This is a genomic window from Natrinema amylolyticum, assembly GCF_020515625.1.
Lineage (GTDB): Archaea > Halobacteriota > Halobacteria > Halobacteriales > Natrialbaceae > Natrinema > Natrinema amylolyticum.
Genome location: NZ_JAIWPJ010000002.1, coordinates 1,009,087 through 1,028,378, shown reverse-complemented (window position 1 = coordinate 1,028,378; position 19,292 = coordinate 1,009,087). Strand labels below are relative to the sequence as shown.

General features: G+C 64.8%; 16 protein-coding genes. 13 read left to right on the top strand and 3 right to left on the bottom strand.

Features of this window, described 5'->3' with window-relative positions; translation table 11 throughout:
* Positions 1–13 precede the first annotated feature (13 nt).
* The 5 genes from LDH66_RS15250 (at position 14) to LDH66_RS15230 (ending at position 7,304) form a co-directional block, all read left to right on the top strand.
* Complete coding sequence (locus LDH66_RS15250; protein WP_226481922.1) at positions 14–2,299, top strand: PrkA family serine protein kinase; 2,286 nt, start codon at positions 14–16, stop codon at positions 2,297–2,299.
* Positions 2,290–3,618, top strand: coding sequence for a YeaH/YhbH family protein (locus tag LDH66_RS15245; RefSeq protein WP_226481921.1), 1,329 nt, complete (start codon positions 2,290–2,292; stop codon positions 3,616–3,618). Before LDH66_RS15250 ends, LDH66_RS15245 begins: the two co-directional genes overlap by 10 nt.
* Positions 3,611–5,641, top strand: a complete 2,031-nt coding sequence (locus LDH66_RS15240) for a SpoVR family protein (protein WP_226481920.1) — start codon at positions 3,611–3,613, stop codon at positions 5,639–5,641. Before LDH66_RS15245 ends, LDH66_RS15240 begins: the two co-directional genes overlap by 8 nt.
* Positions 5,642–5,741: 100 nt before the next feature.
* Positions 5,742–6,776: a HEAT repeat domain-containing protein gene (locus LDH66_RS15235; protein ID WP_226481919.1), complete on the top strand. Its 1,035-nt coding sequence runs from the start codon at positions 5,742–5,744 to the stop codon at positions 6,774–6,776.
* A gap of 138 nt (positions 6,777–6,914) precedes the next feature.
* Complete coding sequence (locus LDH66_RS15230) at positions 6,915–7,304, top strand: secondary thiamine-phosphate synthase enzyme YjbQ (RefSeq protein ID WP_226481918.1); 390 nt, start codon at positions 6,915–6,917, stop codon at positions 7,302–7,304.
* A gap of 462 nt (positions 7,305–7,766) precedes the next feature.
* On the opposite strand, the gene LDH66_RS15225 is transcribed toward LDH66_RS15230, so the two are convergent.
* The gene (locus tag LDH66_RS15225; protein ID WP_226481917.1) at positions 7,767–8,432 is read right to left on the bottom strand and encodes a glycerophosphodiester phosphodiesterase; all 666 of its coding nucleotides are present in this window, start codon (positions 8,430–8,432) and stop codon (positions 7,767–7,769) included.
* A gap of 183 nt (positions 8,433–8,615) precedes the next feature.
* Between LDH66_RS15225 and LDH66_RS15220 the strand changes: the two genes are divergently transcribed.
* Entirely contained in the window at positions 8,616–9,068 is a 453-nt protein-coding gene (locus LDH66_RS15220) for a response regulator (protein WP_226481916.1), read from the top strand.
* Between the two features lie 70 nt (positions 9,069–9,138).
* Positions 9,139–9,873 (top strand): SDR family oxidoreductase, encoded by a 735-nt coding sequence (locus tag LDH66_RS15215; RefSeq protein WP_226481915.1) that lies wholly within the window; start codon positions 9,139–9,141, stop codon positions 9,871–9,873.
* 21 nt (positions 9,874–9,894) lie between these two features.
* On the opposite strand, the gene LDH66_RS15210 is transcribed toward LDH66_RS15215, so the two are convergent.
* Positions 9,895–11,292 carry a sodium-dependent transporter gene (locus LDH66_RS15210; RefSeq protein WP_226481914.1) on the bottom strand — a complete coding sequence of 466 codons (1,398 nt, stop codon included), beginning with the start codon at positions 11,290–11,292 and terminating at the stop codon, positions 9,895–9,897.
* A 303-nt stretch (positions 11,293–11,595) separates the two neighbouring features.
* On the opposite strand from LDH66_RS15210, the gene LDH66_RS15205 reads away from it, so the two are divergent.
* Genes LDH66_RS15205 through LDH66_RS15190 form a run of 4 tightly spaced genes read left to right on the top strand, consistent with a single transcriptional unit; the run spans position 11,596 to position 15,578 of the window.
* Positions 11,596–12,678 carry a branched-chain amino acid ABC transporter permease gene (locus tag LDH66_RS15205; RefSeq protein WP_226481913.1) on the top strand — a complete coding sequence of 361 codons (1,083 nt, stop codon included), beginning with the start codon at positions 11,596–11,598 and terminating at the stop codon, positions 12,676–12,678.
* Complete coding sequence (locus LDH66_RS15200; protein WP_226481912.1) at positions 12,675–14,036, top strand: branched-chain amino acid ABC transporter permease; 1,362 nt, start codon at positions 12,675–12,677, stop codon at positions 14,034–14,036. Before LDH66_RS15205 ends, LDH66_RS15200 begins: the two co-directional genes overlap by 4 nt.
* Positions 14,029–14,874 carry an ABC transporter ATP-binding protein gene (locus tag LDH66_RS15195; protein WP_226481911.1) on the top strand — a complete coding sequence of 282 codons (846 nt, stop codon included), beginning with the start codon at positions 14,029–14,031 and terminating at the stop codon, positions 14,872–14,874. Before LDH66_RS15200 ends, LDH66_RS15195 begins: the two co-directional genes overlap by 8 nt.
* Positions 14,874–15,578: an ABC transporter ATP-binding protein gene (locus LDH66_RS15190; RefSeq protein WP_226481910.1), complete on the top strand. Its 705-nt coding sequence runs from the start codon at positions 14,874–14,876 to the stop codon at positions 15,576–15,578. Before LDH66_RS15195 ends, LDH66_RS15190 begins: the two co-directional genes overlap by 1 nt.
* 134 nt (positions 15,579–15,712) lie before the next feature.
* Here the strand turns inward: LDH66_RS15190 and LDH66_RS15185 are convergent, their stop codons facing one another.
* Positions 15,713–16,942 carry an ABC transporter substrate-binding protein gene (locus LDH66_RS15185; protein WP_425492954.1) on the bottom strand — a complete coding sequence of 410 codons (1,230 nt, stop codon included), beginning with the start codon at positions 16,940–16,942 and terminating at the stop codon, positions 15,713–15,715.
* 242 nt (positions 16,943–17,184) lie between these two features.
* Here LDH66_RS15185 and LDH66_RS15180 point away from each other — a divergent pair, with 242 nt between their 5' ends.
* The gene (locus tag LDH66_RS15180; protein ID WP_226482024.1) at positions 17,185–18,729 is read left to right on the top strand and encodes an acyl-CoA carboxylase subunit beta; all 1,545 of its coding nucleotides are present in this window, start codon (positions 17,185–17,187) and stop codon (positions 18,727–18,729) included.
* 1 nt (position 18,730) lies between these two features.
* A complete protein-coding gene (locus LDH66_RS15175) occupies positions 18,731–19,081 on the top strand; it encodes a DUF8022 family protein (protein ID WP_319004359.1) in 351 nt (116 codons plus the stop codon).
* Positions 19,082–19,292: the final 211 nt, after the last annotated feature.

Sequence of the window (19,292 nt, the reverse complement as noted above, 5' to 3'; positions counted from 1 at the left end):
GAGGTCGACTAACATGACCGGCAACGACTACGTCACCGAGGCAGACCGCGCCCTCGAGGAGACCTACGAGGAGCCGATGAGCCTCGCCGACTACGTCGATCGGATCTTCGAGAACCCGTCGATCGCCTCCCACGCCTCGAAGTACCTGCTCGAGGCGATCGAAGCCGCCGGGACGCGCACGGTCGTCGAGGAAGGCGAGGAGAAGGAGCGCTACCGCTTCTTCGACGATCCGCACAACGACGGCGAGCACGCGATCCTCGGCAACACCGAGGTGTTGAACGGGTTCGTCGACGACCTGCGGTCGATCGCCGCGGGTCGGGCGAAAGACGAGAAGATCATCTGGTTCGAGGGCCCGACCGCGACCGGCAAATCCGAGCTCAAACGCTGCCTGGTCAACGGACTCCGCGAGTACTCGAAAACGCCCGACGGTCGCCGGTACACGGTCGAGTGGAACATCTCGACCGCCGAGGGCAGCGATCGCGGACTGAGCTACGGCGACGACGTCAGCGCCCCCGACGACCAGGACTGGTACGAGAGCCCGGTCCAGGCCCACCCGCTGTCGGTGTTCCCCGAGACCGTCCGCGAGGGTCTACTCGAGCAACTCAACGGGGAGCTCGACGATCACGTCCCGATTCAGGTCGACGCACAGCTCGATCCGTTCTCCCGGGAGGCCTACGACTTCCTGGAGGAGCGCTACCGCCGGGAGGGCGAAGAGGAGCTGTTCTCGGCGATCACGGACGAGAGCCACCTCCGCGTGAAGAACTACGTCGTCGACATGGGACAGGGCGTCGGCGTCCTCCACTCCGAGGACGACGGCCCGCCCAAGGAACGGCTCGTCGGCTCATGGATGCACGGCATGCTGCAGGAACTGGACTCGCGGGGCCGGAAGAACCCGCAGGCCTTCAGTTACGACGGCGTGCTCTCGCAGGGCAACGGCGTCCTCACCATCGTCGAGGACGCCGCCCAGCACGCCGACCTGCTCCAGAAGCTGCTGAACGTCCCCGACGAGCAGTCGGTGAAGCTGGACAAGGGGATCGGGATGGACGTCGACTCCCAGCTGCTGATCATCTCCAACCCCGACCTCGAGGCCCAGCTCAACCAGCACGCCGATCGCAACGGGATGGACCCGCTGAAGGCGCTCAAGCGCCGGCTGGACAAACACCGCTTCGGCTACCTGACGAACCTGAGCCTCGAGACGGAGCTCATCCGGCGCGAGCTGACCAACGAGACGAACGTCTGGGAGGCCGAGAGCTACGACGAACTCGCGGACCGGATCCGCGCGCCGGTGACGGTAACGGTCAAGGACCGCGACGGCGAGACGCGGGTTCAGGAGTTCGCCCCCCACGCGATCGAGGCGGCCGCGCTGTACGCGGTCGTCACGCGGTTGGACGAGGAGAACCTCCCGAACGGGCTGGACCTGGTGGATAAGGCGCTGATCTACGATCAGGGCTACCTACAGGAGGGCGACAGCCGCCGCGAAAAGGACGAGTTCGACTTCGACGACGACGGCGACGACGGCGATCACGGGATCCCGGTCACGTACACGCGAGACACGCTCGCGGAGCTGATCCAGACCGATCGGGATCGCCACCACCCCGAGCTGTCGGTCGAGGACGTCGTCATGCCCCGGGACGTGCTCAACGCCATGGTCGAGGGGCTGATCGACGCGCCGGTCTTCTCGACGGGCGAGCGCTCCGAGTTCGAGAACCGCGTCGTTCCCGTGAAGAACTACATCTACGACCAGCAGGAGTCAGACGTTATCGAGGCAATCATGCACGACAAACGCGTCGACGAGGAGACCGTCGCCGAGTACGTCGAACACGTCTACGCCTGGGAGACCGACGAACCGCTGTACAACGACCGCGGCGAGCGCGTCGAGCCCGATCCGCTGACGATGAAGCTGTTCGAGATCGAGCACCTGGGCCGGTTCTCCGAGGCCGAGTACGATGGCAACCAACCCCGCGAGAGCGTCCGGAACTTCCGGCGCGAGAAGGTCATCACGTCGCTGAACCGTCACGCCTGGGAGCACCGCGACGAGGACTTCTCCGTCGAGGACGTGGACCTCACGGCGATCCCTGTGATCAAGACCGTCCTCGAGAGCCACGACTGGGACGACGTCGAGCGGACCTTCGAGGACTTCGATCCGCGACAGTGGAGCGACCCGCCGAGCGGGACCGAGACGGCCGCGGTCAAGGAGAACACCATCGAGACGATGGTCGACCTCTTCGGCTACTCCGAGGCCTCGGCCGAACTGACCAGCAGACACGTCATGGGACAGGTGAGCTACAGATGGGACTGAGAGACGACCTCGAGCGATTCCGTGAAGTCGGCGAAGAGCGCCGCGAGGACCTGGCCGACTTCATCCAGTACGGCGACCTCGGACAGAGCCGGCCGGGCGAGATCAACATTCCGGTCAAGATCGTCTCGCTGCCGGAGTTCGAGTACGATCAGCGCGATCAGGGCGGCGTCGGACAGGGCGAGGACGGGACGCCGGACGCCGGCCAACCGGTCGGCCAGCCCCAGCCACAGCCGGGCGACGACGACGGCGAGGACGGCGAGCCCGGCGAGGAGGGCGGTGAGCACGAGTACTACGAGATGGACCCCGAGGAGTTCGCCCAGGAGCTCGACGAGGAACTCGGGCTCGACCTCGATCCCAAGGGGAAGAAAGTCGTCGAGGAGAAGGAGGGACCGTTCACGGATCTCACCCGCTCCGGCCCCAACAGCACGCTCGACTTCGAGCGGATGTTCAAGGAGGGACTCAAGCGCAAGCTCGCGATGGACTTCGACGAGGAGTTCCTGCGCGAACTCTGCAAGGTCGAGGGGATCGAGCCCCGCGAGGTCTTCGAGTGGGCCCGCGGCGAGAGCCTCCCGGTGTCGATGGCCTGGATCCAAGAGGCCTACGACGACGTTCCGGACGAGGAACGCGGGAAATGGGATTCCATCGAGGACGTCGAGGAGAACGTCGAGCGCGAGAGCGTCCAGCAGAAGATCCGCCGCGAGGGGGTCAAACACGTCCCCTTCCGCCGCGAGGACGAGCGCTACCGCCACCCCGAGATTATCGAGGAGAAGGAGAAGAACGTCGTCGTCGTCAACATCCGCGACGTCTCCGGCTCGATGCGAGAGAAGAAGCGCGAACTCGTCGAGCGGACCTTCACTCCACTGGACTGGTACCTCCAGGGCAAGTACGACAACGCCGAGTTCGTCTACATCGCCCACGACGCCGACGCCTGGCAGGTCGATCGAGACGAGTTCTTCGGCATCCGCAGCGGCGGCGGCACCAAGATCTCGAGCGCGTACGAACTCGCCCAAGAACTGTTAGAGGAGTATCCCTGGACCGACTGGAACCGGTACGTCTTCGCCGCGGGCGACTCCGAGAACTCGAGCAACGACACCGAAGAGCGCGTGATCCCGATGATGGAGCAGATCCCGGCGAACCTCCACGCCTACGTGGAGACCCAGCCCAGCGGCAACGCGATCAACGCCACTCACGCCGAGGAGTTAGAGCGCCACTTCGGGACCGACGCCGAGGACGTCGCGGTGGCGTACGTCAACGACGAATCGGACGTGACCGACGCGATCTACGATATCCTCAGTACGGAAGGTGAGCGAGATGAGTAAGTCAAATTCCAACGCGGATCGATTCCGCAAACAGGCGATCGCTAGCGAGCTCGAGGAGCCGGTCGAAGAGGCCCGGAACCTCGCGGAGAAGCTCGGCCTCGAGCCCTATCCGGTGAAGTACTGGATCATCGACTACGACGAGATGAACGAGCTCATCGCCTACGGCGGGTTCCAGTCGCGGTACCCGCACTGGCGGTGGGGAATGCAGTACGACAAACAGCAAAAGCAGGGCCAGTACGGCGGCGGGAAGGCCTTCGAGATCGTCAACAACGACAACCCGGCCCACGCGTTCTTACAGGAGTCGAACACGGTGGCCGACCAGAAGGCGGTCATCACGCACGTCGAGGCCCACTCGGACTTCTTTGCAAACAACGACTGGTTCGGCATGTTCACCAGCGGGCGCGCGGACGAGGATCAGGTCAACGCCGCGGCCATGCTCGAGCGCCACGCCCGCGCCATCAACGAGTACATGTCCGATCCCGACATCGACCGCGCTGAGGTCGAGAAGTGGATCGACCACTGTCTGAGTCTCGAGGACAATATCGACCAGCATCAGGTGTTCAGCCGCCGGCTCGACGTCGACGGCCCCGCGATCGAGGAGATCGACGAGGACCTCGCCGAGAAGTTAGACGAACTCGAGCTCTCCGACGAGATCAAAGGCGAGGTGTTCAACGAGGAGTGGGTCGAGAAACTCGAGGGCGAAGAGGGCGGCGCGACCTTCCCCGAGGAGCCACAGAAGGACCTGCTGGCGTTCGTCCGCGAGCACGGCAAGCAGTACGACGACGAGGCCGATCGGGGCGTCGAGATGGAGGAGTGGCAACGCGACATCCTCGACATGATGCGGGCGGAGGCCTACTACTTCGCCGCCCAGAAGATGACGAAGGTGATGAACGAGGGGTGGGCCGCCTACTGGGAATCGACGATGATGACCGACGAGGCGTTCGCCGGCGACGACGAGTTCCTCAACTACGCCGATCACATGGCGAAGGTCCTGGCGTCGGGCGGGCTCAACCCCTACAGCCTCGGGATGGAGCTCTGGGAGTACGTCGAGAACACGACCAACCGCCAGGAGGTCCTCGAGGCCCTGCTGCGCGTCGAGGGGATCTCCTGGCGCAACCTCGTCGACGTCGTCGACTTCGACGAGGTCCTCGCGGCGCTCGAGCCGCCGGAAGCGATCGAGACGATCACGCCCGAGACGCTCGATCAGCTCGAGGCGGTCTCTGACGAGTGGGTCGACCGCGAGGCGCTCGAGCGGGCCAAGGAGGGCGAGATCGACGTCGAGAAGTACCCCTGGAAGGTGCTGACCGAAGCGGGACTGGCGCGGCGACACTACTCGCTGGTCAAGCGTCAGCACCGCGGCTTCCTCAAGCGGATCAACCAGAACGAACTCGAGCGGATCGGCCGCTACCTGTTCGACGACGCGCGGTACGACTCGATCGAGGAGGCGCTCGAGGACGTCGACTTCACGGCGGGTTGGGACCGGATGTTCGACGTCCGGGAGAGTCACAACGACGTGACCTTCCTGGACGAGTTCCTGACCCAGGAGTTCATCACGGAGAACAACTACTTCACCTACGAACACTCGCAGGCGACGGGGCAGTTCCACGTCGCCAGCGACGCGGCCGAGGACGTCAAGAAGAAGCTCCTGCTGCAGTTCACCAACTTCGGGAAGCCGACCATCGCGGTCTACGACGGCAACTACAACAACGCGAACGAGCTGCTGCTCGGCCACCAGTACAACGGCGTCATGCTCGATCTGGGGCAGGCGAAGGAGACGCTCAAGCGGATCTTCGAGCTGTGGGGCCGGCCGGTGAACCTGCTGACGATCGTCAAGGAGGTCGACGAACACGATATCGAGGTGGCGAAGCGCCGCAACCGCGAGCCGGAACCCGAGGAGCAGGGGAAGCTGATCCGGTACAACGGCGAGACGGTGACGACCGAGGACGTGCCCTGGGAGGAGGTCGAGCACCTCGCGGCCGACGACGTCGACTACGACACGAAACCCGACGAGTGGCTCGCGTGAGGCCGCTCGGTTCGGGTTCTCCGTCCGACTTTCGGGAGTAGCAACTCGAGGGTCGTCGGCCAGAACCCTTACGTCGCCGTTCCCCAATGCAGGGGACACGATGGATGGGGACGGGGGCGAGGCCATCGAATCCCGGGGTCGGGGGGCCGCCGGGGTCGATTTGCCGTCGATACTCACACGACTCGACGATCCGGATCCGGCCGAGCAACGCGGTGCCGTCCGCCGGATTCGGACCGCGATCGACGACCAGGGGCAGGGAGCGGTCTGTGCACCGACGGTGCCGAAGTTACGGACGCTGCTCGAGCGGCCCGACGGGGATTTTCACGGTGAGGTCGCCGCCTGTCTCGCCGATCTGGCGGCCGAGGCACCCACCGACGTCGCGCCGTCGACCGGCGCGATCGTGACCGTCGCCCGCGAGCGCGCCGATCAACCGCTAACGCGAGAGCTCCTCCGCTGTCTCGCCGCCGTCGCGGCCGAACGGCCGGACGTCGTCGTCGAGCACGTCGAGGCGATCGCCGACGTGCTCGACCGGCGACGCGGCTACGACCACTGGGGGCTTCGAGCGCTGGCTCACGTTTCGAGGGAGGAGCCGACGGCGATCGAACCGGTGGCTCCGGTGCTCACCGATGCGCTGGCGGCGAACCCGGTCGAAAACGGGGAGCCGGCGCTTCGAGCGCTCGGTCGACTGGCGCGATCCGAGGGAGAGCTCCCCTCCCTCGAGCTCGTCGCGCACGCCGCCGCGCTCGTCGATCACGACGATCGATCCCTGCGACACGACGCGATCGGCTGTCTCGGCGACGTGGCCCACCGCGATCCCGCGGCGGTCGAACCGGTCTGTGCCGATCTCGAGGCGGCGCTTTCGTTTCCCGAGCCGGACACGCGGGCCGTCGCCGCGGTCACGGTCGCTCGCGTCGCCGCCGAGATCGATGACGCGGTCGACACGGTTCGCGGGCAGTTGCTCGAACTCCTCGCGGACGACCAGCCGCACGTCCGGGCGAACGCATGCGTCGCGCTCGGTCACGGCGGCGTCGACGCGGCCGCGCCGCGGCTGCGAGAACTCGCGAGCGAGGATCCGGCACCGAACGTCCGCGACCGCGCCTCGTGGGCCGTGAGACGCCTTTCAACGAGCCAGTAGCCGCGACCGCGACGCGGACCGGAACGCAGACGATAGTAGCCACTGAAAGTCACTACACACCTGATCGCATGACGGCTGTTCGATCGGCGTGTAACTCGTTTCAGTGGCTACTATATTCTCGCTGCCGTTTCGCCGACCATGGCGTTTTCAGTCGAGACCGAGTCCCGATCGACGACCGTCGACGTGACCGATCGCATCGCTGCGGCCGTTCCGGACGACCTCGAGTCGGGGACTTGCACCGCCTTCGTTCAGCATACGACGGCAGGGCTCGTCGTCCAAGAGGACGAGCCGCGACTTCGCGGCGACCTCGAGTCGTTCCTGCGCGACCTCGTGCCCGACGAGGGGCACGCACACGACGAGCTGGACGGCAATGCGGACGCCCATCTGCGAGCGGCGCTGATCGGGCCGGACGTGACGATACCGGTCGAGAACGGGGAGTTGGCACTGGGGACGTGGCAGTCGGTGTTGCTCGTCGAGTGTGACGGGCCGCGAACCCGGACCGTGACCGTGACGACCGTCGGCGAGTAGACCCGCGCTCGATTTCCGACGAGTCAGTCGTCCGAGAGCCGTGAGAATCGACCGGAAATCGATTCACCCGGATAATCAGAACAAATCTTTCATCCCTCGTTAGGACGGAAGTATATACGTGGGGACGTCGTCTCTTCGCTCGTATATGAGTCACCTCCGAGACGAATTGTACGATGCGTTGTCGAACCCGCACCGACGTCGACTGCTATTTGACCTCTTGGAGGACGCTCCGCGGACGGATTCGCCGAGATCACTCGAGACGTTACCGCCCGATTCGAGAGGCGGGAAGTCGACGAGGATCGAATATCACCACGTTCACCTGCCGAAACTGGAACAGTACGGGTTTATCGACTGGAGTTCCGACATCAGTTGCGTCGAGCGGGGACCCCGATTCGAGGACGTCAGCGCGACCCTGGAACTGCTTGCGACGTGTCGGGAGTTCGCTCCGGCGAGCGAGTGAAGTCACACGGCGATCGGCCGATCCGCCGAGACGCAGTCGACGCCGCGACGACCGAGCAGGGTCGCCATCGATCGCCGTTCGACCGTCCACGCGTGGACCTCGAGCCCCACCGCTTTCGCCCGCGGGACGATTCCGGTCGCCAGACAGCGCCAGCGACTCGCGCCGAGGACGTCACAGTCGAGTTCGACCGCCGTGGTGACCGGCGTCTCGAGGTGACGACTCGCCAGTAATCCGATCGGCCGGTCCGGATCGCGCTCGCGGATCGCCCGCAGTTCGTCGACCAGAAAGGACGTCGCGACGACGCGGTTGTCGACGGCCGCGTCCTCGAGGACCGCGAGGACGTCCGCGGCGATGCCCGGCTCCTTGAGTTCGAGATTGACCTCGACGGACGGCGGCAGGGCCGCGAGCATGTCCGCGAGGGTCGGAATCCGCTCGTCGGACTCGAGCACCGGGTAGTCGGTGAGCTCCGCGAGGGTAACCCCTGCGACGGGGCCCGAGCCGTCGGTGACGCGGTCGATCGTCTCGTCGTGGACGACCACGAGTTCGCCGGAGCCACAGCGGCGCACGTCGAACTCGACGGCGTCGGCGCGCTCGGCGGCGGCCCGGACGGCACCGATCGTGTTCTCGGGAGCGGTCGCGGCGAAGCCGCGATGTGCGATGAGTCGCATTTACCGGCCAATCGGAAGCCGCGGATTTCAGTGCCGCGCTCGGTCGCAGGGACTGTTTTCGAACGCAACTTTCGGGGACCTCCAAATTACTTAGCAAGCAATCTTAAAGCGATACCCTGACTAGATGGGGACGATTACTGGATTGGATGACCCACAGACTCGCTCAGCAATCGTGATCCGGCTATGAGCGGCCGCGATCGCGATTCGGTCGACGTGTTGCTCGTCGAGGACGAGACCGAGGACGTTCGGCTCATCCGCGAGGCGTTCGACGGGGTAGACGTCGAAACGTCGGTCCACGTCGCCACCGACGGTGACGAGGCGCTGACGATGCTGACTGACCGCGGCGACGAGCCGCCGTCGGTCCCGATCCCGGATCTCGTCTTGCTGGATCTGGATCTGCCGCGAATGAGCGGTCTCGAGCTCCTCGAGGCGATCACGGACGAGCCGGCGCTCGCGCGACTTCCCGTGCTCGTCTTGACGCGATCGGCGACGGTCGAAGACGTTCACGCGAGTTACGAGCTCGCGGCAAACGCCTATCTCATGAAACCGACCGATCCCGAGGAGTACGACGAGATGGTCGAGGCGGTCGCGGACTTCTGGTTCAGGCGGGCCGCCCTGCCGACGAACGGCTCGTAGCGCCGATCCGACGCTCGGCGACGCTTCCCCGCCCCTCCCTTTGATACGAACGGCCCACGCACCGTACGGTATGGCAGTCACGACCGAGTTCGACGTCGATTTCGACGGGACCGTCGCGGTGATCACCGGAGCCAGCGGCGCGCTCGGCAGCGCGGCCGTCGACCGCTTCCGCGAGGCGGGCGCGACGGTCTGTGCCGTCGACGTGATCGCCCCGGACGAGGAGGACAGTCTGCTCGAGGCCGACCCCGCCGACGAGTCCGACCTCGCGTTCTACGAGGCCGATCTGACCGACGAGGGCGACGTCGCGGCCCTGATGGAGTCCGTCGTCGACGATCACGGCCGGATCGACCACCTGCTGAACATCGCCGGGACGTGGCGCGGCGGCGACCACGTCGAAGACACCGATCTCGAGGAATTCGAGATGCTCGTCGACGTCAACCTGAAGACCGCGTTTCTGGCGTCCAAACACGCCCTCCCGACCCTGCAGGAAACGGACGGATCGATCGTCAGTATCAGCGCGCGCTCCTCGCTCGAGGGCGGCGAGGGCGACGGCCCCTACCGGATCACGAAGGCCGGTATCCGGCTACTGACGGAGACGCTGGCCGAGGAGAACCGCGGGACCGTCCGCGCGAACTGCGTCATGCCGAGCGTGATCGACACGCCGATGAACCGAGAGATGATGCCCGACGCCGATCACGACGAGTGGGTCGATCCGCTCGAGATCGCGGACGTGATGGCCTTCCTCTGTAGCGACGGGGCCGCGGTGACGAGCGGCGCTGCCGTGCCGGTGTACGGCGAGGCCTGAGAAGAGACGGCGAACGGCTGGTTACAGGTTTTGGCTGACCCAGTCCGAGAAGGGCCCGGTGAGGAAGTCGATATAGTCCACGAGACCCAGGTACAGGGAGACGGCGAGGACGACGATAATCGGAACGCGGACCGCCCAGATCCACGCCTGTCCCAGCGCGCCGAGATCGCCGATCCCCTTCGAGAGTTCGTCGACGGCGAACCGCGGTGCGACCCAGCCGACGAGCAACATGAGTACGAGCGCGCCGAACACCAGCAGAATCCCGTCGGCGAACAGGTCGAGCAGGTCGAGGAAGATCAGGTCGTACGTGACCGGAATCCCGAGCAGGTAGATGACCGTGCCCATTCCCAGCGCCGCCTTCCATCGGTCTACCCCCTTTTCGTCGATCACGTACGCGGTCACGACCTCGAGCAGAGAGATTGCACTCGAGAGGGCCGCGATCGCGACGGTCCCGAAGAACAGGAGGCCGAGGATGCGGCCGCCGGAGAGGGTCGCGAACGCGTCCGTCATCGACACGAAAATCGCGCCGGCACCGCCCTCGCCGGGTTCAGTGATCCCACCCGCGAAGAAGATCGGGAAGACGACCAGGCCAGTTAGGAACGCGATACCGGTGTCGAACCCGATGATCGTGAGGGCGTCTCTGGTCAGGTTTCGGTCCTCGCCGAGGTAGGACGCATAGGTAATCATCACGCCCATCCCGAGCGAGAGCGTGAAGAACGCCTGTCCGGCCGCTGCGGGCAGGAGTTCGGTCCAGTTCTCGAGGATGACGCCGAAGTCCGGGGAGAGATAGTACGAGTAGCCCGCCCCGGAATCGGGGAGGGTGAACGCCCAGACCGCCATTCCGACGAGCAAGAGCACGATCGCGGGAACCATCAGCTTCGTCGCGGCTTCGATGCCGCGGCGGATACCGAGGGCGACGATTCCGATCGTCAACGCCATGAAGATCGTGTGTAACACGAACGCGTCGAGTCCGGTCGACAGTTCACCGAACATGATCGCTGTCGCCGGCACGCCGGCTTCGGCCGCGGCGCTCTCGTAGCTCGCGAGGTGACTCGCATAGCTCCCGCGGAACCCCTCGAGGAAGTACCGAATGAACCAGCCGGCGACGACGCTGTAGTACGACAGAATCACGAATCCGGTGACGATGAACACGCCACCGACGTACTTCCAGGCGTTCCCCCCCAGTTCCATCAGTGCGCCGACCGGATTCCGCTCCGTCCGTCGGCCGACGACGAACTCGACCAGAATAGCCGGGAACCCGATGAGTCCGACGAACAGCAGGTACACGACCAGAAACGCCGCCCCACCGCCTTCACCCGCGACGAACGGGAACCGCCAGATGTTTCCTAACCCCACCGCGCTGCCGACTGCAGCGAGGATGAATCCTGTTCTCGTCGCCCACGTTTCACGCTGCGCCATAGCGGAGACGACAGTTTCCGCACCCTAAAACCTTACATTTGAATACTATATTCATCATTTTTCGATTTCGATCTTCATTGACAGCATATAGTTTAGATATTTATAACCATAGCTTTAGTTACGTTTTTAGGCGGCCGCTCGAGGGAGGAATACCGCCGACATCGGTAGAGCGATCGGCGCTCGCTGCGACGGCGGGCGAGCAGTCCCGTCGCCGGCCGTCGGTTCGACTCGCTGCTCGCGTTCACCCGCCACGGTCGGTCTGTCGTGAAGTATTTCAACTCCCGGGGTAACACTCGGACAAGTATGAGTACAGGTAACGTAAGGGGGAGACTCTCAGGCCTAACGGGACAGGACCTGGTAGGGGTGATACTGCTCCTCGGGATCGTCGTTTTGGCGGGGGATCTCGTCCGTCAGGTCGTGACCGGCGAGTTACCGATCGGCCGGCTGCGGTCGTATCTCTGGACCGGAATTGTCGACTCGTTGTACATCGGTCTGGCGGCCATCGGACTCTCGATGACGTACAGTATTCTCCGATTCGCGAACTTCTCGCACGGCGATCTGATCACGACCGGCGCGTTCTCAGGGTGGACGGTCGCCTATCTCGTCGGCGGCCTCGGCGTCGCCGACCTGAGTAGTCGACTGCTGCTTCGAGCGGGCGGCGGCGCACAGCCCGGTCGGATCGGAATGGACGTCCTCGCGTCGCCGATCGCGATCGTTCTCGGCCTCGTCACGGCCGTGATCGTGACGATTCTCGTCGCACTGGCGATCGATCGATACGTCTATCGGAACTTGCGCGACGAGGACGGCATCGCGCTGCTGATCGCCAGCGTCGGCGTCGCGCTCGCGTTACGATATCTCCTCGCGGTATTCTACACGCCGGAGACGCGCGGCGTCGTGGCCTCGGCTCCGGAGGTCGCCGGCGTCGATATCCATCAGCTGACGCTCGTCGTCTCGGCGGTCTCCCTGATGGCCGGCGTCCACCTGCTCTTGCAGTACACGAAACTCGGCAAGTCGATGCGAGCGATGTCCGACAACAAGGACCTCGCGCTCATCACGGGTATCCCGACCGAGCGCGTGATCTTCGCGACCTGGGTGATCGGGGCCGGGCTGGCCGGTGCCGCCGGCTACCTCATCGTCCTCGATCGCGGTCAGGTCTCGATCAACCTCGGCTGGTTCCTCCTCCTGTTGATCTTCGCGGCCGTCATCCTCGGCGGCATCGGCTCGATCTACGGGGCGATCGCGGGCTCGCTCGTCATCGGTATCACGATTAATCTCTCGCTCGTCTGGATTCCTTCTGACATGAACGAGATCGCGGCGTTCACGCTGATGATCCTCGTGTTGATCTTCCGACCCGACGGGCTATTCAGCGGGGTGGAAACGGCATGACGTCGATTCTCGACAGAGTTCTCGAGACGGTCTCCGAAGGGGTCGCCGCGCTCAGAAGTAAGCTGACCGACTCGAGGCGGCCCCAGTGGCAGAACGATCTGCTGCTGATCGGCGGCGTCATGCTGGCGACGTACGCCTTCTTCATCGCGATCGGACTGTTGTTCGGCGTCAGTACCAACCTGATCGTCGGGCAGCTCCAGCAGATCACATTCTTCGCGGCCGTTTACGCGCTCGCCGCGCTCGCGTTGAACCTCCACTGGGGGTACACCGGCCTGTTCAACATCGGCGTCGCCGGGTTCATGGCCGTCGGTGCGTACACCATGGGGATGTTGACTGCCGCACCGGACGGCTCGCCGCCCGGCCTGGGCCTTCCGCTGATCGTCGGCGTCGTCGGCGGCATGATCGCCGCCGCCCTCGTCGGCTTTATCGCGGCCCTGCCGGCCCTGCGGGTGCGAGCGGACTACTTCGCGATCGTCACGCTCGGGCTCTCCGAGATTATCCGTCGCGCCCTGCTCTCGCGGTCGCTACAGGAGTTCGAGATCGCCGGCTATACGCTCGGAACCGGCGGCGGCAGCGGGATCCGCGCTCCCTCGACCGACGTCGTCGCCGACTATCTGCTGTACGTCGGCGCTGACCGGACGGGCGTTCCGACGGCCCTCGGAGCCGTGTTGTTCGAGAGTGCTGAATCGCTGGGAATCCAGTCGTCGATCGTCAGAAACGCCGTCTACACGCTCGTGTTGATCGCGTTCGTCGTCGCCTTCTACCTGCTGTTGACTCGGATCGCATACTCCCCGTTCGGTCGGATCCTGAAAGCGATCCGGGAGGACGAACTCGCGGCCCGCTCGCTCGGCAAGGACACGAACCGCGCGAAGATCAAGGTCTTCATGCTCGGCTGTGCGCTGATGGGACTCGCCGGAATCCTCTGGCAGGGCAGCCGCTCCAACATCAGCCCGAACAGCTTCATGCCGATCGTGACGTTCTACATCTTCGTCGCGCTCATCGTCGGCGGCTCCGGATCGAACACCGGCAGCGTCGTCGGCGGCTTCGCGTTCGCCGCGTTCCTCTACCAGGGGCCCCGGTTCATCCGGACAATCGTTCGGGCGCTCTTCGACGTCCGCGCGCCGCCGACGATTTACGACGCGTTCGTCGCACTGGGCTCGGGCGATCCCCTGCCGATGCTCGGCTACTTCATCGGTAGCCTCGATGAGATACGATACATTTTCATCGGAATCGTGCTAATTACACTCATGATTTGGCGTCCCGACGGGCTGCTCGGCCATCGCAAGGAGATCGCGGCCGCGACCGACCTCTCGCGTCGGTCCGTCGCGACCGACGGAGGTGAGGAGACCGATGAGTGACGTCGAAACCGAATCCCAGTCCACGAACGACGAACAGGCCCTCGAGGAACCGAGGCGGCGAGCGACCGACGCGTCGATCCTCGAACTCCGCGATCTCGAGAAGCACTTCGGGGGGATCACCGCCGTCGACGGCGCGAGCTTCCACGTCGACCGCGGCACGATCACGGGGTTGATCGGCCCGAACGGGGCCGGGAAGTCGACGACATTCAACTGTATCACCGGCGTTCACGCGCCGGACGCGGGCGCGGTCATCTTCGACGGCGAGGAGATCACGGGGCAGGAACCCCACCAGATCGCCAACCGAGGACTCGTCCGGACGTTCCAGATCGCCCGCGAGTTCCCCGAGATGACCGTCCTCGAGAACATGATGCTCGCGCCGAAGGGGCAACTCGGCGAATCGCTGTGGCGGTCGGTGATGCCGATCGCCAGACGCGAGGTCGTCGAACAGGAAGGGGAAATGCGCGAGCGCGCCTGGGAGATGCTCGAGTTCTTCGAGATCGATCACCTCGCCCACGACTACGCCGGCAACCTCTCGGGCGGCCAGCGGAAGCTGCTCGAACTGGCGCGGGCGCTGCTGACCGAGCCGGAGATGCTCCTGCTGGACGAGCCGATGGCCGGCGTCAACCCCTCGCTCGAGAAGAAGCTCCTCGAGCACATTCACGAGCTCCAAGAGCAGGGATACACGTTCCTGCTGGTCGAGCACGATATGGACGTCATTATGAACCACTGCGAACACGTCATCGTCATGCATCAGGGGTCGGTCCTCGCCGAGGGGACGGCCGAGGAGATCCAGGCCGACGAGGACGTCGTCGAGGCCTATCTCGGAGGTGACGTCTGATGGCGCTGCTCGAGGTTTCCGATCTCGACGCAGGGTACGGCGATCTCCAGATCCTCGAGGGCGTCGACATGACCGTCGACGACAGTGAGTACGTCACCATCGTCGGCCCGAACGGGGCCGGAAAGTCGACCGTGATGAAGTCGATCTTCGGCCTGACGAGTTACATGGGCGGCTCGATCGACTTCGCCGGCGAGGAGATCAGTACCTACCGACCTGAGGACATCATCTCGACGGGGATCGGCTACGTGCCACAGAACGACAACGTCTTCCCGTCGCTGTCGGTCAGAGAGAACCTCGAGATGGGGGCCTACATCCTCGACGAGGTCCCCGAGCAGCGCCTCCGGGAAATCTACGATCGGTTCCCCATCCTTGAGGAGCGCGAGTCCCAGAAGGCGGGGACGATGAGCGGCGGGCAACAGCAGATGCTCGCGATGGGACGGGCGCTGATGCTCGATCCCGATCTGCTCATGCTCGACGAACCGAGCGCCGGGCTCGCGCCCGATCTGGTCGACGACATGTTCGACCGGATCGACGAGATCAACGACGACGGAACGGCGATTCTGCTCGTCGAACAGAACGCGAAAGAGGCGTTGCGCCGGTGTGATCGGGGCTACGTCCTCGTACAGGGCCAGAACAGATACGTCGACAGCGGCGACGCGCTGCTCGGCGACGAGCAGGTCCGACAGGACTTCCTCGGCGGCTAACGGGTCCGCGCGACCCTCGACGCTCGTTTACGATCGAGAGATCGAGAGACCGGGCCGACCACTCTTTGCCGAAATCCCGTCCGCGCGACCGCTCGGACGACCGCGAAAAAACATCGAGAATTCGGACCGACCGATTACGCCTCGAAGTCGATCTCCTCGACCGTCTCGACGCCGTCCTCGCCGAATTCGAAGATTTCGTAGGTGACCGCCTGCATGTCGCCGTTGTCGTCGAAGTTGACGCTGCTCGAGGCGCCCTGATAGTTGACCGAGTCACCGTTGTCGACCATTTCGACGGCCTCCTCGAGATTGCTCGGCCCGACTTCCTCGCCGTCGGGGTTCGCGACGTCGCGAATGCTGTCGCGGATCGCGGGGCCGTCCGTCTCGCCGGCGGCGACGCTCGCGAGGATGTTGACGGCCGTCGCGTCGTAGGCCTGTGCCGTGAACACGCCGGGTTCGGCGTCGTATTCGTCCTGATAGAGTTCGGTGAACGCGTCCTGTTCGGGACCGGCGGCCAGCGGGGCCGTCCCCACGACGTTGTCCATCGGGTTGTCGACGTTGCCGGGGAGTTCGTCGTCGCGGAGGCCGTCGGTCACCATGATCGTCTGTCCGGAATCGAAGTCGGAGTAGTAATCCCGGAAGATCTGCTCGCCGCTCGCCGGGTAGCCGATGACGATCATCATATCCGGATCGTCCGCCAGCGCGCTCTCGAGCGCGGAGGTGTACGACGGCTGCTCGGCCTCGAACGAGACGGTGTTCGAGACGGTGCCGCCGAGTTCCTCGAAGGCGCTGACGAACGAGTCGGACAGCTGCTGGCCGTAGTCGTTGTTGAGGTAGAACGACGCGGCGGACTCGAGCCCGCGTTCCTCGTAGGCGACCTCTGCCATGACCTCGCCCTGCAGCGCATCGCTTGGCGCGGTCCTGAAGATGAAGTCGTTGTCCTCGAGGTCCGTGATCGTCGGTGCGGTACTCGCCGGCGAGATCGCGACGACCTCGTTCGGAATCAGGATGTCCTGTGCGACCGTGATCGTCACCTGCGAGGACGCCGCACCGGTGATCGCCGGATAGCCGGCGTCGACCAGCGACTGTGCACCGCTCGAGCCGGCGTCGGCCGTCGATTCGGTGTCCTCCTCGCGGATGTCGATCGTGTAGTCGCTGTCCTCGAGTTGCGCCCCGGGCAGGATCGCGGCGTCCCGGATCGGCGAGCCGAGGTTCCCCAGATCGCCCGTGACCGGCTGGAGGACGCCCACCATCGCGTCCGCGTCGTCGCCCCCGCCGACGCCGTCACCGATACATCCCGCGACGCCTGCGATACCTGCAGCACCCAGCCCCTTGAGTACGTGTCGTCGATCGAATCCCATTGCTATAGAGTTACAAGGTCATTTCTGATATAAGTCTCTTTGGTGCCGTGCAAATTCCAGTGAGACCGTCGACGGAACGACGGCCGCGCGGACCCGTTCAGTCGGTCACCTGTCGGCAGACGGACATCGATCGTGTCCATGAGAACATCCAAACCCTCATGGGAAATAATACGAGTTACAGAACGTTTTTTATCCAGGTGACCGTTGCCACGGGCAATGAGTTGGCACGGGAGGGTTTCCCTATGACGATGGAAGACCGCATCGACGAACTCGAGGAGCTTCGCGAAGAAGCGCGGCGGGGTGGCGGTGAGGCGCGCATCGAGAAGCAACACGACAAGGGGAAGATGACCGCCCGCGAGCGGATCGATTACTTCCTCGACGACGACACCTTCACGGAGTTCGACCAGCTCCGGACCCACCAGACGAGCCAGTTCGGGATGGAAGAGAAGAAGATTCCCGGCGACGGCGTCGTCACGGGCTACGGCGAGGTCAACGGGCGGAAAGTCTTCGTCTTCGCTCACGACTTCACCGTCTTCGGCGGCTCGCTCGGCGAGGTCTTCGCCGAGAAGGTCTGCAAGGTCATGGACATGGCGATGGAAGTCGGCGCGCCCGTCATCGGGCTCAACGATTCCGCCGGCGCTCGGATTCAGGAGGGAGTCAAGAGTCTCGCCGGCTTCACGGAAATCTTCCGGCGAAATCAGGAGGCCAGCGGCGTCGTCCCCCAGATATCGGGAATCATGGGCCCGTGTGCGGGCGGCGCAGTCTACTCCCCGTCGATCACCGACTTCATTTTCATGGTGAAAGACACGAGCCACATGTACATCACCGGTCCCGGCGTCACTAAGACCGTCACCGGTGAGGACGTCACCCACGAGGAACTCGGCGGCGCGATGACCCACGCCGACAAGACCGGCGTCGCCCAGTTCGCCTGCGAGAGCGAGGAGCAGGCCTTAGACGACATCAAGCGGCTCCTCTCCTATCTGCCCCAGAACAACGTCGAGGATCCGCCCCGCGTCGAGCCCTGGGACGATCCCGACCGCCGCGACGAGGAACTCAAGAGTATCGTCCCTCCGAGTCCGCAGAAGCCCTACGATATGACCAACGTCATCGACTCGGTCGTCGACGAGGGCTCGTTCTTCGAAGTCGCGGACAACTTCGCCAAGAACATCGTCGTCGGCTTCGGCCGCCTCGACGGGCGCTCGGTCGGCCTCGTCGCCAACCAGCCCCGCGTCAACGCCGGGACGCTGACCGTCGACGCCTCGATGAAGGCCTCGCGGTTCGTCCGCTTCTGTGACTCGTTTAACATCCCGATCGTCACCTTCGTCGACGTCCCCGGCTACATGCCTGGGACCGATCAGGAACACCGCGGGATCATCCGCCACGGCGCGAAACTGCTCTACGCCTACGCCGAGGCGACCGTTCCCCTCCTCACGGTCATCACGCGCAAGGCCTACGGCGGTGCCTACTGCGTCATGGCCTCGAAGAACCTCGGCGCGGACGTCAACTACGCCTGGCCGACCGCCGAGATCGCCGTCATGGGCCCACAGGGCGCGGTCAACATCCTCTACCGCGAGGAACTCGAGCAGGCCGACAACCCCGACGAGCTCCGGGACGAACTCATCGAGGAGTACCGCGAGGAGTTCGCCAATCCCTACACCGCGACGGACAAAGGCTTCCTCGACGACGTCATCGTCCCGACCGAGACCCGGCCGCGGCTGATCCGCGACCTCGAGATGCTCGAGACCAAGCGCGAACAGAACCCGGACAAGAAACACGGCAACATTCCGCTGTAATATGACCCCCCGACAGACTACCGCCGACGGCGCGGCTCCGTCGACGGACGACGAGACTGCCGGCGGCGAATCGGCCGGCCTCGAGGCGGCCCTTCCCGGGGACGTCGCCCTCGACCTGCCCGACGACGCGGACGACGAGGAGGCCGCGGCGATCGCGGCCGCGATCGGGGCCCATCTCCACGATCAGACGCTGGCGGCCGCCGCAGCGGCGGCCGAGGGCGAAGAGACGTGGGACGACGATCGCTGGGCCTTCGCCGGACGCGTTCGCGCACAGCAACACCGGACCGTTCGCGTCCCCCGCGACGCACCGACCGACGCGTGGTCGGCCGCGGGGCGGACGAAGCGGTTCTGACGACGGCCACAGAGAGCGTTTTTATCGACTCGTGGAGGGTCCGCTACTCAACGACAACGATAGCGACCGTATCGCCGTCTCTCACCACCTGACAGGCACCGGTTCTGCTCGGCGAGCACGATAATACGCTCGAGGGGAACGATAAACGCCCGAGGGAGAACTGACGCTCGACGGCGATCGGCAGTTCGTCACGGCGGAGTTCTCGTCGGAA

Coding starts and splice junctions, on each gene's coding strand:
- LDH66_RS15250 (WP_226481922.1), top strand. CDS start 14: ATGACCGGCAACGACTACGTCACCGAGGCAGACCGCGCCCTCGAGGAG.
- LDH66_RS15245 (WP_226481921.1), top strand. CDS start 2,290: ATGGGACTGAGAGACGACCTCGAGCGATTCCGTGAAGTCGGCGAAGAG.
- LDH66_RS15240 (WP_226481920.1), top strand. CDS start 3,611: ATGAGTAAGTCAAATTCCAACGCGGATCGATTCCGCAAACAGGCGATC.
- LDH66_RS15235 (WP_226481919.1), top strand. CDS start 5,742: ATGGATGGGGACGGGGGCGAGGCCATCGAATCCCGGGGTCGGGGGGCC.
- LDH66_RS15230 (WP_226481918.1), top strand. CDS start 6,915: ATGGCGTTTTCAGTCGAGACCGAGTCCCGATCGACGACCGTCGACGTG.
- LDH66_RS15225 (WP_226481917.1), bottom strand. CDS start 8,432: ATGCGACTCATCGCACATCGCGGCTTCGCCGCGACCGCTCCCGAGAAC.
- LDH66_RS15220 (WP_226481916.1), top strand. CDS start 8,616: ATGAGCGGCCGCGATCGCGATTCGGTCGACGTGTTGCTCGTCGAGGAC.
- LDH66_RS15215 (WP_226481915.1), top strand. CDS start 9,139: ATGGCAGTCACGACCGAGTTCGACGTCGATTTCGACGGGACCGTCGCG.
- LDH66_RS15210 (WP_226481914.1), bottom strand. CDS start 11,292: ATGGCGCAGCGTGAAACGTGGGCGACGAGAACAGGATTCATCCTCGCT.
- LDH66_RS15205 (WP_226481913.1), top strand. CDS start 11,596: ATGAGTACAGGTAACGTAAGGGGGAGACTCTCAGGCCTAACGGGACAG.
- LDH66_RS15200 (WP_226481912.1), top strand. CDS start 12,675: ATGACGTCGATTCTCGACAGAGTTCTCGAGACGGTCTCCGAAGGGGTC.
- LDH66_RS15195 (WP_226481911.1), top strand. CDS start 14,029: ATGAGTGACGTCGAAACCGAATCCCAGTCCACGAACGACGAACAGGCC.
- LDH66_RS15190 (WP_226481910.1), top strand. CDS start 14,874: ATGGCGCTGCTCGAGGTTTCCGATCTCGACGCAGGGTACGGCGATCTC.
- LDH66_RS15180 (WP_226482024.1), top strand. CDS start 17,185: ATGGAAGACCGCATCGACGAACTCGAGGAGCTTCGCGAAGAAGCGCGG.
- LDH66_RS15175 (WP_319004359.1), top strand. CDS start 18,731: ATGACCCCCCGACAGACTACCGCCGACGGCGCGGCTCCGTCGACGGAC.